The following is a 16,295-nucleotide window of genomic DNA, read 5'->3' on the forward strand; positions in this document are numbered from 1 at the left end:
GTATAATGAAAGCTCAACAAAAATATCAACAAGTCATGAAAGGAAGATATGCGCGTCTTGATCCATTGAATCGTTTATTTTTAGTTTTAGGATTATTTTTCTTTGTCGTTAGATATTGGTTGCCTTTCAGTTTAGGCTATCTACTCTTCTTCGTTTTTATCGCTTTGACCATCGCTCGATTTAGTTCAAAGAAAATCTATGTTCGTTCAAACGAAAATCAAGCGTATTTACAAAAAACAGTTGCGATCAAAAGCTGGTTTACGAAAATGAAAAATAAACTGAAACGTCAACCCGAACAACAAGCTAGCGCTACCTACACGATTTTTTCATGTCCAACTTGTCAACTCAAGCAAAGGGCGCCGAAAGGCAAGGGTGAGATTCGAGTGACTTGCAAAAAGTGCGGCACGCAATTCACAACAAAGGTATAAAAAAATATTAGTCAAATGTCTAGTGAAATGAGTAAAGAAGGAGTAAAAGAATGATTAAAAATTACATTTGGGATTTTGATGGGACTTTGTTCGATACGTATCCGGCGATGGTTGAAGGAGTATCTCAAGCATTACAAGATTTTGGTATCGAACGACCAAAAAAGGAAATATATCGCGTGATGAAGCAAGAATCGGTGAGAAAATTACGAGAAAGTTACCAATTAGAAGAAGTCTCCTTCAATCAATTATTTCATCAATATGAAGAACAATATCAAGAACTCTCAGTACCGTTCAAAGAGACTGAAATGGTTTTACGTCGTTTAAAACAGAATGGAGCAAAACATTATATTTTAACACATCGTGTAACGGCTTCTACTTGGAAACTTTTAAAAGTCTTTGAGCTAGCAGATTTGATCGAAGAAGTGATTGGTATCGACCAAGGCTTTGCCAGAAAACCAGCACCTGATGCAATCAATCACTTGATCGATCGTTATCATTTAGATCCAGATAAAACGATGATGGTAGGGGATCGAAGATTAGATATTGAAGCGGGGGTCAATGCAAAGATCCACACTTGCCTATATGATATTGATCATTTCTTAGGGGAGATTCCTGCCGATCATATTGTGGCAAATCTAGCGGATATTTTAGCAATCGAAAAGAATGCAGAATAAGTATCCCCTTTCAACTTTAGTTATGCTATAATTTAAACAGAGGAGTGATAAAATGGAGATTAGAAGACAAAAAGAAGTAGTAGAAGCTTTTCATTATGATTTTTTAAAACCTGATCAAGAGGTACAAACTGACTTAAAAGTAGGTTTTTCACCACTAAAAGAGACAATTGAAAACTATCCGAAAGAACATAGCATCGTTGGTGCCCGTTTAGAATTTCGTTTAGTATTTGATACATATGTGTTATCTGGAAGCGTTAGTCAAATCAACCACATCTTGAATCGCAAAGTCCAAGATCAAAATGATGTGACGCAAGAAGAGGTCGATGAATTAGTGGCCCCACTTTTTGAAATGGTCAAACGTCTGGCCTATGAAGTAACAGAGATCGCCTTGGATGCGCCAGGTGTGAAATTGAACTTCCAATCAGAAAAAGAAGAAAAAACCAAAGAATAAAATTAAGAAAAAACACCAGTGATAGTTATTAGCTATCACTGGTGTTTTTTTCTATTACTAATTGTAAGCAAAAGTAAGGAAAAATTTCGGAAAATAGTCTAGAATGAATAAGTCACTGAAAAAAATATTTTCAGGAGAAGAGCTGAAGAGTTCTTCTCGGGAACCTTTACTTCCTTAGATGGACTTGTCATTACAAATTAAGAGGAGGATGAAAATGACAACACTCATCACAGTTTTAGTGGTTCTAGTTTTTGCGGCATTATTATATGTGTTTTATCGTATGCAAAAGCGCCATGCAAAATTTTCAACGCGGGTTTACACTGCGCTAGCTGCCGGTATCGTATTCGGGGGCGCGTTGCAACTGATTTTTGGAGTAGAAAACGAGGTTATTACGCAATCCATGGATTGGATCAGTATTGTTGGGAACGGCTACGTTAGTTTCTTACAAATGTTGATCATGCCTTTAGTCTTTGTTTCAATCGTTGCGGCTTTTACAAAAATGAAAGTATCAGAAAAATTAGGTAAAATCAGTGCAACGGTGCTGACCACTTTATTAGCAACAACGGCTATTTCCGCATTGATTGGGATCGGTGTGACGATCGCATTTGGTCTTCAAGGTGCCGAATTTACGCAAGGAGCGGCCGAAACTGCTCGTATTTCTGAGTTAGCGACACGACAAGAAACAGTGGAAGGATTAAGTATCCCACAACAAATCTTGTCATTTATTCCTAAAAATATTTTTGCAGACCTTGCCGGAACTCGTGCAACAAGTACGATTGCTGTCGTGATCTTTGCGGCATTTGTTGGGGTTGCTTACTTAGGAATCAAACGAAAAGCACCAAAAGAAGCATCATTCTTTGCTGATATGATCGATAGCTTGTACCGTATCGTGATGCGTATCGTGACGTTAGTCTTGCGTTTGACACCTTATGGCGTGTTCGCATTGATGACGAACGTGATGGCAACAAGTGATTTTGATGCCATTTTGAACTTAGGTAAATTTGTGTTAGCGTCTTATCTTGCATTGTTTGCAGTGATGATCGTTCATTTCTTGATTTTGATCGGTGTGAAAGTCAGCCCGATCGACTACTTGAAAAAAACATTTCCAGTACTAAGTTTTGCATTTACTTCACGTTCAAGTGCGGGTGCTTTGCCATTGAATATCGAAACACAAACAAAAGCGCTTGGTGTGGATGAAGCCACAGCAAACTTTGCTGCCAGCTTTGGTTTATCGATCGGTCAAAATGGCTGTGCGGGTGTTTACCCAGCCATGCTAGCGACAATCGTTGCACCAGCAGCTGGAATGGATGTTTTTAGTATTCAATTCATCTTGCTTCTTGTAGCCATTGTAACAATCAGCTCATTCGGAGTAGCTGGTGTCGGTGGTGGGGCAACCTTTGCCTCATTGATCGTATTAGGTTCAATGAACTTACCAGTAGCAATCGTTGGTTTAGTTATCTCCGTTGAACCATTGATCGACATGGCTCGTACAGCTGTCAACGTAAGTGGTAGTATGGTAGCAGGTATTGTTACAAGTGCACGTATCAATGATCTTGATCGAGATGTGATCAAAGATGAAGCAAAAGTCGTTGACGTGAATGCTTAATAAAAAAAACGAAAAGCGAGAGCGAAATGCTCTCGCTTTTTTTACTCTGTAAATATATTCCGAAAAGTGAAAACGTAAAATAATTGATACAAAAATCTATAAAAATATAAGGTAACAAAAACTATCTAATACAATTCTCATCCACCGAAGGGTTATGTATTGCTATAATGAATGTGTAAGCGTTCTATACAGCCTATATTATTCGAGGAGGAACATTCAGCAATGATTCTTCGCAAGTCCAACAGTCCACTTCAAGAATCACCAGTGCAACCACCCCTTAAACCAAGTATCATCGATTCAAAATGACACACGTCCCACGCTTATTGGAAATCTAGAGATTCAAAGTAATCTGACATCCGTCAAAAACTCAGCCAGACAAATCGCTTCAGCCATCTCAGGCGCTGCTGATCATTTGTAAACTGTTGCTCAAGGGTTTTCTACGTTAAATGCTCAATTAAGTTGATAACTTTTTAAGGAGAGACGCTAATGGATCAATGAATCCGAACTCGGCCAAGTCTTAATGGTCTTAGACTTTACGTATGCGTCTTACAAAGTATTGACGACCACTGGTGTGAAGCAGGTGGAGAGTGGTAAGATTGAGGAGGTAGGTGGGGCGATATCAGATGTTAAAATAAAAAAACCTCTTAGTAAAATTAATCAATCACATATAAATAAACATAATATTAATTCTCTCAAGAAACACTCACTGTTTTTAACTGAAAATTAATTAACTGAAAGTTAGATGGAACTAGCTTTTTCAATTCTAATTGGACTAGTGAAGATATAAAAAATATACAGAAATTGCTTATAATGATTTATTGTGATAAGGAAAGAAGGAAGATACTTTTCTATATAAGATAAATTATGCTAAACTAGCTAGGACGAAAAAAGTGGAGGAATGAATAGATGTTTACAAATGAAATGAAAATCATGTTATACGTAGATGACGTTGAAAAAAATGCAGATTTCTGGCAACAGATCGGTTTTGTTGTGTTGGATCGTCAAGAAATGGATGGTACATTGATCATTGAGGTTGCTCAATCAAAAGATGCAGGTACTGCGTTTGTTTTATATGATCGTGAATTTATCGAACAGCATTCACCAGGTACAGCGAGTGGGGCACCTTCTTTGATGTTTTATAGTGAGGATATTTTTGATTTATACAAAAAGATGCAACAATTAGCAGTGACATTAGGTGATTTAGTCCATGTAGGTGAAGAATATGTATTCAATTTTGCAGATCCCGATGGCAATTACTTTGCTGTGACAGGAAAATAATTTACTTACTAATAATGAAGCAAGAACTCCGACTGAAATTTTAGTCGGTTTTTTTGTGTCTTCAAATACATAAATTACAATATTTATATTATGTAAACTATACTTGCGCAAAAATACACAAGCAGAAATATCGTCATTTCATTTATACTTCTTTATACTGTTATGGAATGAATTGAAGGAAGGAAGTAACTAAATGGATTACCAAGTACTACTATATTATAAATATACAACAATCACAGATCCTGAACTTTTTGCGAAAGAGCATCTTGCTTTTTGTCAATCACTAAATTTAAAAGGGCGTATCCTTGTCGCAGAAGAGGGGATCAATGGGACAGTTTCTGGAACAATCGCAGAAACTGAGGCATATATGGAAGCGATGTTGGCAGATGAACGTTTTGCTGACACATTTTTCAAAATTGATCCTAGTGAGGGTCATGCATTCAAAAAAATGTTTGTTCGTGCGCGTCCTGAATTAGTTTCACTAAAACTAGAAGATGACATTGATCCAAAAGAAATGACCGGCGCTTATTTGTCGCCTAAAGAGTTTAAAGAAGCGATTCTTGATGAAGATACGGTTGTGATCGATGCACGAAATGACTATGAATATGATCTAGGGCATTTTAGAGGAGCAGTTCGTCCTGATATCCGTAGTTTTAGAGAACTGCCACAATGGATTCGTGATCATAAAGAAGAATTTATGGAAAAACGGGTCGTGACTTATTGTACAGGTGGGATTCGCTGTGAGAAATTTTCTGGGTGGTTAGTGAGAGAAGGATTCAAAGATGTCGGTCAATTGCATGGGGGGATTGCGACATATGGTAAAGATCCAGAAGTCCAAGGAGAACTATGGGATGGCAAAATGTACGTTTTTGACGAGCGTATCGCTGTCGATATCAATCGCGTAGATAAGCAGATCGTTGGGAAAGACTGGTTTGATGGTACTCCTTGTGAACGTTACATCAACTGTGGAAATCCAGAGTGCAATCGTCAAATGTTAGCCTCAGTGGAAAACGAAGAAAAACATTTAGGCTCATGTTCAGTAGCATGTGCTAAACATCCGCATAATCGCTATGTTAAAGAAAGAAATCTATCTGCGGAAGAAATCGACGCTCATTTAGCAGCATTTGTATAATTTTTCTAAAAATCAAAGCAGACGTAGTTAGTGTTTATAAATAAAATGAGAGTCATGAAATTTGTTCTTCAAATTTTCGTGGCTCTCATTTTCATCTGAAATCAGGAGATTTTTCTCTTAACTATTCGGAAATTGTTGCTACCTATGAGGATAAAATTGCGATATAATCAAATGAAAAGGTGGTGGTGTCATGAATAAACCATTTGTCTATGCAATCGGTGATGTCCATGGAAGTTATAATCTTTTTCAAAAGCTATTAACACATTATGATCCACATATTCATCAATTAGTCTTGATTGGTGATTTGAATGATCGTGGACCAAAAACAAAAGATTGCTTATTACTAGGAATGAAGTTAGTGAAAGAAACTGGTGCGGTCTACTTACGAGGCAATCATGAAGAGTATTTCTTACAGTTTCTCCAAGAACCAGAAGACTGGTATCCGTCTTACTTAAGAAATGGTGGAAGAGAAACAATGGAAAGTCTTTTGCATCCAGGTGCAGCAGAAGAATATTCACCAACTGAGATTGCCATGATGATTCGTTCAAGATATCGTGAATTGGTCGATTTTTTATGTAATTTGCCTTTATATTATGAATGGGAAAACTATCTTTTTGTCCATGCGGGTGTTGATCTAACTAAAAAAGATTGGCGTGATACTAGCCCTGGAGATTTTTTATGGATTAGAGAGCCTTTTCATGAGCATAAGAATCGGACTGATAAGACGATCGTATTTGGTCATACGATCACGCCGTTACTCCATGGAGATATGCAGACAACTGATTTGTGGATACAAGATCAGAAAATCGGGATCGACGGTGGGGCTGTCTTTGGCGGATCGATGCATGGTGTCGTTTTTGAACCAACTGGAATCATCCAAGATATCGAGTATCAAAACAATCAAGGACCATGGCAACCACGTGATTGATCAGAAAAAGTTTTTGATAAAAGTGTATAGTTCTGATAAATAAGCCGAGAAACCCGAAATTTGTTCTTCAAATTTTTGGGCTTTTTAGCTTAGTCCTGAAGGTCAGTTTTTGGAAAACCGATTATACATTTTCAAATTAAAAACAAAAATGAATTTTATTTTTGTTCTAGACACTGTTTAGTTACATTTAGAATTACTAGAATCTATGCTAAAATAAATCAGTATGATTTTTTGATTCTTGCTTTTTAATGAATAAACCGTAGTAGGAATCGATTTCGACTTAGAAAAGAGGCTATTTAATGACAGACAAAGTAAATCCAACGATTCTAGATCTTGTAAAGAAAGAATTGGCAGATTATCAAGCAAAACAGTTGACGACTGTTTTAAATCTATTAGCAGAAGGAAATACGGTGCCTTTTATTGCTCGTTACCGTAAAGAAATGACCGGAAGCTTGGACGAAGTACAAATCCGTGAAATTGAAGAGCGCTATGCTTATTTAGAAAATTTGGAAAAACGTAAAACCGAAGTCTTGCGTTTGATTGATGAACAAGGAAAATTGACTCCAGAATTACAACAAAGTATTACACAATCTGTAAAGATGCAACAAGTAGAGGATTTGTATCGTCCATACAAACAAAAACGAAGAACGAAAGCGACGATTGCGAAAGAAAAAGGGTTAGAACCTTTAGCAACTTGGTTATTGACCTTTTCATCTGAAGATGTTTTGACCGAAGCAACTAAATACGTCACTGAAGAAGTTCCGTCTCCTGAAGAAGCCTTACAGGGTGCCCATGAGATCATTGCAGAGCAGGTAAGTGACAATGCAAAATTCAGAACATGGGTCCGCTCATATACGTACAATAAGGGGCTATACGAAAGTACCGTCAAAAACAAAGAAAATGATGAAAAAGGCGTATATGAAATGTATTACGAGTTTTCTGAACCAATTCATAAAATTGTTTCTCATCGCATCTTAGCAACCAATCGTGGAGAAAAAGAAGAAGTGTTGAAAGTCAATCTTACGGTTGATGAAGCTGCGATTTTAACTTATTTGGAGAAACAATTGATTCCTGATACAGCTTCGCCTTCTGCTAGTTCTGTTCGTTTAGCGATTCACGATAGTTACAAACGATTCATCCAACCTGCGATTGAGCGGGAGGTCCGTAATGAATTGACCGAAAAAGCGGACGAGCAAGCCATCGCTATATTTGGTGAAAATCTGCGTAACTTGTTATTACAACCACCTTTAAAAGGGAAAGTTGTCTTAGGATTTGACCCAGCTTATCGTACCGGCTGTAAATTAGCAGTGGTGGATGCGACTGGTAAGGTTTTAGCGATCGAAGTGATTTACCCGCATAAACCGGCAAATCAAGCAAAAAGAGCCGAAGCAGGTCCTGCATTTGTGAAATTGATTGATCAGTACCACGTGGATATGGTTGCAATCGGTAATGGGACGGCGAGCCGTGAATCGGAGTTATTTGTGGCAGAACAGTTGAAGTTAGCCAAACATCAAGCGTTTTATGCCATCGTCAATGAAGCCGGAGCTTCTGTCTATTCCGCAAGTGATATTGCCCGTAAAGAATTTCCTGAGTTACAAGTCGAAGAACGGAGTGCAGTTTCGATTGCTCGAAGATTACAAGACCCGTTGGCTGAACTAGTGAAAATCGATCCGAAGGCTGTTGGTGTGGGACAATATCAACATGATGTTTCACAAAAAAGATTAGCAGAACAGTTGGATTTTGTTGTTGAAACGGCAGTGAACCAAGTAGGGGTCGATGTCAATACAGCGAGTCCTCAGTTGTTGCAACATATTTCTGGTCTAAATAAGACGACTGCTCAAAACATCGTAACGTATCGTGAAGAAAATGGTGCATTTGCTTCTCGAACGCAATTGAAGAAGGTCCCACGTTTAGGGCCAAAAGCATATGAACAAGCAATCGGTTTCCTACGTGTGCCTGGTGGCAAACATGTACTGGACAACACCGCGATCCATCCAGAGAGTTATGCAGTAGCAAAAGAGATCATACAGGCAAACCAATTATCTGAAAAGGATTTAGGAACGAAAGAAGCAATTGAAACATTAAGTCAGATTTCTCTACAACGCTTGGCACAACAAGTGCAAGTAGGTGAAGAAACATTAAAAGATATTCTTGAGGGGTTGACCCAACCAGGACGAGATATGCGAGATGAAATGCCTGCGCCACTTTTACGTTCAGATGTATTGAGTATGGAAGATTTAAAACCCGGCATGGAATTAAAAGGAACAGTTCGCAATGTCATCGATTTTGGCGCATTCGTCGATATTGGTGTGAAACAAGATGGTTTAGTCCACATTTCTAAATTAAGCAATAAATTCGTCAAACATCCAACTGACGTGGTTTCCGTTGGTGATGTCGTCACTGTTTGGATCGAACAAGTGGATACGAACAAAGGGCGTATCAGTCTGACGATGCTTTCGCCTTACGAGGATCAAGCGTGACACAAGAAGAATTGCAACAGTTAGTCGAAGAGATTTCTTGGACAAGCTTCCAGCGTCCGTTCATGCACCAAGCAATGTTCAACAAACGTTTGAAAACAACAGGTGGTAGGTATCATTTGAATGATCACCATTTGGATTTTAATCCGACGATGTTTGCAGTAGCCGATCAAGCAACGATCATCGGGATAATCAAGCATGAGCTGTGTCATTATCATCTTCACTTGACCGGAAAAGGCTATCGTCATCGTGATTCAGATTTCAAACATTTATTGGTAAAAACGGGTGGCTTACGTTATGCACCTGCTATTCCTTCAAATAGAAAGCAAAAAATCGAAGGATATCAATGCCAAAAGTGTGCTGAATGGATTTATCGTAAAAGGAAAATCAATACAGATCGCTATTTGTGTGGGCGTTGTAGAGGACGATTGGTATGGAAAGAAACCACGTACGTGGATGTTGAATAATTGTATGAGGAGAGGACCAGAATGACAGGTGAACCATCAAGAATTGCAGACTGGAATTGCTTATTGGATTTTTTAGCAGACCCTGACCCACAGGAGTGTTCGGAACTAAAAGCACCAACACTGATTCTGGCTGGGAATTGTCTGCCGATCCTATTAGATGAAGTAGCAAAGGCTTACTTGAGCCAGCAGGTCGCGCAAATCGTTTTAGTTGGTGGGATCGGACATGCGACAAAGTATCTCTATAAAAATTTTGAAAAACAAGGATTCTTATTTGAACAAGGTTTAAGTGAAAGTGAGATTTGTGCCCACTATTTGCTTGAAAAATATAGGTTACCTGAACAGGCACTATTGTTAGAAACGAAGTCAACCAATTGTGGCGAGAATGCTTCATTTTCTTACAATTTATTAAAAGCACAGGGCCCATTACCTGAACGTGTTCTTTTGATGAATGATCCCACCTTGCAACGACGAACAAAGGCGACTTTTGAGAAGGAATGGGGCAATGAGTCTGTCCATTTTTATAACTATGTACCGATACTTCCACAAGTGACAGAAAGTACCAAGGGATTTAACTTCTCTGATCAAAGACTAAATGACTTGTGGCCCTCTGATTATTTCCAAGCCTTAGTATTTGGAGAAATGGTTCGTTTGAAAGATGATGCCCAAGGTTATGGACCTAATGGAACGGGATTTATCGGTCATGTCGACATCCCAGATGAGGTGTGGTCTGCTTATTTACGTCTTTTAGCAACCAATGAAAAAATTTCTCTAAAAAGGTAGTCAGGATACTAATATTCAAGGAACGAAAAATCATCCGAATAAATTTGGTTGAAATTTTTTATTGTTTATAAGATAATGGGTTTCGTGTTGAATGTATGAATAAAATAATGGATGATAGTTAAGAGAAGAGGATTCAAATGAAAAATCAAGAAAATTTGTACCACTTTGTTGGTATTAAAGGCTCCGGCATGAGCTCTTTGGCACTTGTATTACATGAAAAAGGATTAAACGTTCAAGGATCAGATATCGAAAAATATTTCTTTACCCAAAGAGATTTAGAAAAAGCCAATATCCCGATCTTGCCGTTTGATGCAGAAAACGTCAAACCAGGAATGATCGTGATCGCCGGCAATGCTTTTCCAGATTCACACGAAGAGATCCAACGTGCAAAAGAGCTTGGATTAGAAGTGATCCGTTACCATGATTTTATTGCAGATTTTATCCAAAATTATACTAGTATCGCTGTCACTGGTTCCCATGGGAAAACAAGTACAACAGGATTATTATCACATGTATTGACGGGGATTCGTCCGACAAGTTACTTGATTGGTGACGGCACTGGTCATGGTGATCCAGAGGCTGAGTTCTTTGCTTTTGAAGCATGTGAATATCGTCGCCACTTTTTAGCTTACTCTCCTGATTATGTGATCATGACGAATATCGATTTTGATCATCCTGATTATTATACAAGTATCGATGATGTTTTTTCAGCTTTCCAAACGATGGCAAAACAAGTCAAAAAAGCGATCTTTGCTTACGGAGATGACGACTATTTAAGAAAGTTAGAAGCGGATGTGCCAATCTATTATTACGGTATGAATGAAGATGACGATATCCAAGCACGTAATATTGAACGAACGACAACTGGTTCAGCTTTTGATGTGTTCCATGGCGAAGAATTTGTCGGACACTTTACAGTTCCAGCATTTGGAAAACATAATATTTTGAATGCACTTGGTGTTATCGCAGTTGCCTACTTCGAGAAGTTAGACGTGAAAGAAGTTGCTGACGAAATGTTGACATTCCCTGGAGTGAAACGTCGTTTTAGTGAGAAAATCGTGGCTGATATGACAGTCGTTGATGACTATGCTCACCATCCAGCTGAAATCAAAGCAACTATTGATGGCGCACGTCAAAAATATCCAGACAAAGAAATCATTGCAGTCTTCCAACCACATACATTTACTCGTACGATTGCCTTGATGGATGAATTTGCCGAGGCCTTAGATTTAGCTGACCGTGTGTATCTATGTGATATTTTTGGTTCTGCCCGTGAAGAACAAGGGGACGTTAAAATCGAAGACCTAGGAGCAAAAATCAAAAAAGGTGGTCAAGTAATCAAAGAAGATAACGTTTCGCCGTTATTAGACTACCACGAAGCAGTGATTATTTTTATGGGGGCTGGTGATGTTCAAAAATTTGAACAAGCCTATGAAAAATTATTGAGCAGTACAACGAAAAACGTTCTGTGATCAGTTAAGTGAATAAAAAAAGTTAGCGTCAAAAGGGATTGTCATGTGACAGCCCTTTTGACGTTTATTTGTGGGTGATGGGTAGTTCTTTTTCAGTAATGTTTCGCCTGCTTATAGTGACCCTACGTCTTCGATCGAATTAAGAAATCCTAAAGTATCCAGACAAAATACGAACGGTTTTTATTAAACTATGCTATAGTCTTCAATAAATAATGTACGATCATCGAAGGGATTGCTTACATAAGTGAAAGTCCAAAGCATGTTCTGTAACTTGCGTTTTTTGTATGATTTGGTACAATTGGTACGAATGAATAAATAAACTGGAGGGTTTAAACTTGAACATAAGTAAACCGCGTAAATTAGGAAAAACAATCAATGAAATCGAGGAAGGTGACTCGTTATCTTTAACAGAATCAATTGAAGATAATCAGTTATTATTATACTTAGGGTTAACAAATGATGCCAATCCTTTATATATCCAACATGATTTTGCACAGAAAACGGAATATCATCAACCCATTGTTCCAACTGTGATGTTAATGGGAATCATTACAAGTGCAGTGTCAAAACACTTGCCTGGTCCAGGTTCTCATGTGGTGAATTTTTCAGCTAATTTTGTCGAGCCGGTTTTTCATTATGAAACATTGACTTTTCAGTTTGAAGTCATTCGAGTGGATAAGATGAAAAATGTTGTGACTATTTCAGTGGAGGCCACGAATACACAAGATAATCGTGTATTAGATGCAGTAGTCATGGTACAACCACCAGAATTAGAACAAGAATTAACTCTTGAAAGTGAAGGTGAATAAGATGAACAATCAAATCATATCAAATAGTATCAACCGCTTTTATGCGAAAGTCTACGGATTTTTAGGAATCGGTCTAGCGTTGAGTGCGATCACTTCCTATTTAGCGATCCAAGTCTTTCCTTATCAAGTAGCAAGCTTCATCAATAATTTTCCATTAGGTTTTATGGGATTATGGATCGTCCAAATCATTTTGGTTTTAGTTTTAGGAGCAAAAGCACAAAAAAATCCAAGCTTAGCAATCGGTGGATTTATCGCATATTCCTTGTTGAATGGTATAGTTTTAGCTGTTACATTAGCTTTTTATGATATCGGAACAATCACAACTGCCTTTATTTCAGCCACTGGGATGTTCATTGGGATGTCAGCAATCGGGATGTTCACTAAAAAAGATCTAACAGGTGTGGGTCGTGCCGGAATGGCAGCGTTGATCGGTGTGATCATTGCGATGGTCTTGAATGTTTTTATTTTAAGAAGTAGTGCAGTTGAACTGTTCATCTCATTACTACTTGTCGTGATTTTTGCAGGTATCACTGCTTATGATAACCAAAAGATTGCAAACGTATATGTCCAATCAAATGGACAAGCAAGTAGTGGGATTGCCGTATTCCTAGCACTTCAACTATATCTAGATTTCATCAACTTATTCTTAGCATTCTTACGAATCTTTGGACGTAATAACTAAGTAATAACCGAAGAGCAAGATAAAATATCTCTCATATGAAAAGAAAGAATCCACAGAATTTGATCGTCAAATTCTAGTGGGTTCTTTTTTGGTCATCGATACCAGTAATCTCTGTTTTTTTATTTTTATCCTAAATTACTTTATTCGTAATCTAGTATAAACGGCGTTCAAAAAGTAACACTGGTGTCTTACGCCTTAGTACGGACCGCTTTTCTAATAACCTTTTGCCTGTCCGTTTTTTCTTTTCGCATTCTTTGGCATTCTTTGTTAGAATGAGAAAGAACTTTATAGTAAGGAGTTAAGCGGATGACTAAAAATAAATTATTACTCGTTGACGGAAATAGTGTGGCCTTTCGTGCATTCTTTGCGTTGCACAATTCGTTGGAACGTTTTAAAAATCGTAATGGGTTGCATACAAATGCAATCTATGCGTTTCATAATATGTTTGAAAATGTCATGCAAAAAGAACAACCAACGCATGTTTTGGTTGCTTTTGATGCGGGGAAGACAACATTCCGAACAGAAATGTACGCAGAATACAAAGGGGGTCGTTCAAAGACACCGGGAGAATTCAAAGAACAAATGCCCTATATCCGTGAGCTTCTAACCGGTCTAGGAGTGAAGTATTACGAGTTGCCGAACTATGAGGCAGACGATATCATCGGTACTTTAGCAAAAAAAGTGGATAAAGAAACATTCGATGTAGTTGTTTTGTCAGGTGACCGAGATTTAACACAATTGGCATCAAAAGAAATCAAAGTCGATATCACTGTGAAAGGTGTAAGTGATATTGAAAGTTATACGCCAGAACATGTGGCGGAAAAATATGATGGCCTTACACCGAAACAAATCATCGATATGAAGGGACTAGCAGGAGATGCTTCTGATAATATCCCTGGAGTAACTAAGATTGGCGAAAAAACAGCGATTAAATTATTGAAACAATATGGTTCCGTTGAAGGGATCTATGAACATATCGACGAAATGAAACAAAGTAAGATGAAAGAAAATCTGATCAATGACAAAGAGCAAGCTTTCTTGTCTAAAAAATTAGCAACGATCGATACCAATGCGCCAGTAGAAGTTGATATTGACTCCCTTGCCTATCAAGGGAAAGACTTAGACAAATTGGTGCCTTTCTTCAAGGAAATGGATTTCAAACAATTTCTTGCTAAATTAGATGTGGTCGAAGAACAAGTCGAAATGAAAGATATTTTGTTTGAAGTGGTCCATGAATACGATGAGAGCATGTTCCAGACAAATATGGCTTTATATGTCGAGATGATGGGCGACAATTATCATACAGAAGACATCGTAGGTGTGGCTTGGGGAACACCAGAGAAAATCTATGTGACAAATGACTTAGCGATTTTTGAAAATGAGGCCTTTCTTTCATGGCTTGGGGACAAGACTCGTCTGAAAAATGTATATGATGCTAAGCGTACGTATGTGGCATTGAATCGCTATGCAACGAAATTACAAGGGATCGACTTTGATGTCTTACTAGGTGCCTATTTATTGGATACGAACGAGAAAAGTGAGGACATCGAAGGGATAGCAACACATTATGGGTATCACGATATCCAATCGGATGAAGCAATCTACGGAAAAGGCGCGAAGAAAGGTCTACCTGAAGATGAAGAAGTTTTCTTTGCCCACCTTGCACGAAAAGTTTCAGCAATCAATGGCTTGACGCCTAAACTAAGTCAAGAATTAGCTGAAAAAAATCAAGAAGATCTTTTCCGAAAAATGGAATTACCTTTGTCGATCATCTTGGCTGAAATGGAAATTACTGGGATCAAAGTGGATGCGACTCGTCTTCAAGAAATGAAGATCGAATTTTCAGATCGATTGAGAGAGATCGAACAAAAAATCTATAAAGAGGCTGGAGAAGAATTCAATCTAAATTCACCTAAACAATTAGGTGTGATCCTTTTTGAAAAGATGGGTCTCCCAGTGATCAAAAAAACCAAAACAGGGTACTCGACTGCGGTTGACGTCTTAGAACAATTACGTGAGCAAGCACCGATCGTTGATGATATTTTGATCTATCGTCAAATCGCTAAAATCCAATCGACCTATGTCGAAGGTTTACTGAAAGTGATCCAATCGGACGGGAAAGTCCATACTCGCTATGTTCAAACATTGACGCAGACAGGCCGTTTGAGTTCAGTTGATCCCAACTTACAAAATATTCCGATCCGTTTAGATGAAGGTCGTAAGATCCGTCAAGCATTCGTTCCTAGAAACAAAGATTGGTTGATTTATTCTTCTGACTATTCTCAGATCGAACTACGTGTATTGGCGCATATCTCAGATGACGAGCATTTAAAAGCTGCCTTTTTAGAAGGACAAGATATCCATTCAAGTACAGCAATGCGTGTGTTCGGCATTGAAAAAGCCGAAGACGTCACACCAAATATGCGTCGTCAAGCGAAAGCAGTCAATTTTGGAATCGTTTATGGGATTTCTGATTATGGATTATCACAAAACTTAGGCATTACTCGTAAAGCGGCTCAACAATATATCGATACGTACTTTGAAAAATATCCAGGTGTCAAAGAATACATGGAGCGTATCGTTCGTGAAGCGAAAGATCAAGGTTTTGTAGAAACGTTATATCATCGTCGTCGTTATTTACCCGATATCAATTCAAGAAACTATAATATTCGTTCATTTGCCGAACGGACAGCGATCAATACACCGATTCAAGGAAGTGCGGCGGATATCCTGAAAATCGCCATGATCGAATTGGACAAACGCTTGAAAGAATCGGACTTGCAAGCGACGATATTGCTTCAAGTGCACGATGAATTAGTATTTGAAGTGCCAGAAAGTGAATTAGAGATGTTAGATAAATTAGTCAGCGAAGTAATGGAACAGGCGGTTGCTTTACATGTTCCACTGATCACAGACAGCAGCTGGGGCAAAACATGGTATGAAGCCAAATAATTCTTAACTTTTATACCGATGGACAAACATCGAGGAAAGATCATGGATCGGGTTCGTTCGATGCAGGGTTAGATTGTAACAGAGATGTCCAGCTCTGAGAATAAGGCGAGAAACCCGAAAATTGTTTTTCAAATTTTGGGGTTTCTTGGCTTATTTCTG

14 protein-coding genes are annotated in these 16,295 nt (G+C 38.2%); all 14 read left to right on the top strand.

Translation table 11 applies throughout. The features are described from left to right. The first annotated feature begins 5 nt into the window (after positions 1–5). The 14 genes from P3R27_RS04175 to polA all read left to right on the top strand — a co-directional run bounded on the left by P3R27_RS04175 (position 6) and on the right by polA (position 16,136). On the top strand, positions 6–428 hold the full coding sequence (locus P3R27_RS04175; RefSeq protein WP_318036062.1) for a hypothetical protein: 423 nt from the start codon (positions 6–8) through the stop codon (positions 426–428). A 53-nt stretch (positions 429–481) separates the two neighbouring features. After that, complete coding sequence (locus P3R27_RS04180; RefSeq protein WP_200868964.1) at positions 482–1,102, top strand: HAD-IA family hydrolase; 621 nt, start codon at positions 482–484, stop codon at positions 1,100–1,102. A gap of 52 nt (positions 1,103–1,154) precedes the next feature. After that, a complete protein-coding gene (locus P3R27_RS04185; RefSeq protein WP_010735294.1) occupies positions 1,155–1,553 on the top strand; it encodes a DUF1149 family protein in 399 nt (132 codons plus the stop codon). 214 nt (positions 1,554–1,767) lie between these two features. After that, positions 1,768–3,159, top strand: a complete 1,392-nt coding sequence (locus P3R27_RS04190; RefSeq protein ID WP_019724480.1) for an L-cystine transporter — start codon at positions 1,768–1,770, stop codon at positions 3,157–3,159. Positions 3,160–4,065: 906 nt separating this feature from the next. Then, entirely contained in the window at positions 4,066–4,437 is a 372-nt protein-coding gene (locus tag P3R27_RS04195; protein ID WP_034688786.1) for a VOC family protein, read from the top strand. A gap of 193 nt (positions 4,438–4,630) precedes the next feature. Next, complete coding sequence (gene trhO, locus P3R27_RS04200) at positions 4,631–5,569, top strand: oxygen-dependent tRNA uridine(34) hydroxylase TrhO (RefSeq protein ID WP_034688784.1); 939 nt, start codon at positions 4,631–4,633, stop codon at positions 5,567–5,569. Positions 5,570–5,759: 190 nt separating this feature from the next. After that, complete coding sequence (locus P3R27_RS04205) at positions 5,760–6,497, top strand: metallophosphoesterase (protein WP_010735302.1); 738 nt, start codon at positions 5,760–5,762, stop codon at positions 6,495–6,497. A gap of 299 nt (positions 6,498–6,796) precedes the next feature. Then, complete coding sequence (locus P3R27_RS04210) at positions 6,797–8,977, top strand: Tex family protein (protein ID WP_034688783.1); 2,181 nt, start codon at positions 6,797–6,799, stop codon at positions 8,975–8,977. Beyond that, positions 8,974–9,441: a SprT family protein gene (locus tag P3R27_RS04215; protein WP_034688782.1), complete on the top strand. Its 468-nt coding sequence runs from the start codon at positions 8,974–8,976 to the stop codon at positions 9,439–9,441. Before P3R27_RS04210 ends, P3R27_RS04215 begins: the two co-directional genes overlap by 4 nt. A gap of 21 nt (positions 9,442–9,462) precedes the next feature. Beyond that, a complete protein-coding gene (locus P3R27_RS04220; RefSeq protein ID WP_034688781.1) occupies positions 9,463–10,221 on the top strand; it encodes a YdcF family protein in 759 nt (252 codons plus the stop codon). Between the two features lie 137 nt (positions 10,222–10,358). Then, on the top strand, positions 10,359–11,693 hold the full coding sequence (murC, locus tag P3R27_RS04225; RefSeq protein ID WP_034688780.1) for a UDP-N-acetylmuramate--L-alanine ligase: 1,335 nt from the start codon (positions 10,359–10,361) through the stop codon (positions 11,691–11,693). 335 nt (positions 11,694–12,028) lie between these two features. Then, the gene (locus tag P3R27_RS04230) at positions 12,029–12,502 is read left to right on the top strand and encodes a MaoC/PaaZ C-terminal domain-containing protein (protein ID WP_019722649.1); all 474 of its coding nucleotides are present in this window, start codon (positions 12,029–12,031) and stop codon (positions 12,500–12,502) included. 1 nt (position 12,503) lies between these two features. Continuing rightward, positions 12,504–13,184, top strand: a complete 681-nt coding sequence (locus P3R27_RS04235; protein WP_301356914.1) for a Bax inhibitor-1/YccA family protein — start codon at positions 12,504–12,506, stop codon at positions 13,182–13,184. Positions 13,185–13,490: 306 nt separating this feature from the next. Beyond that, a complete protein-coding gene (polA, locus tag P3R27_RS04240; protein ID WP_301356915.1) occupies positions 13,491–16,136 on the top strand; it encodes a DNA polymerase I in 2,646 nt (881 codons plus the stop codon). Positions 16,137–16,295: the final 159 nt, after the last annotated feature.

It is taken from the genome of Enterococcus spodopteracolus, from assembly GCF_030441955.1.
GTDB classification, from domain to species: domain Bacteria; phylum Bacillota; class Bacilli; order Lactobacillales; family Enterococcaceae; genus Enterococcus_B; species Enterococcus_B spodopteracolus.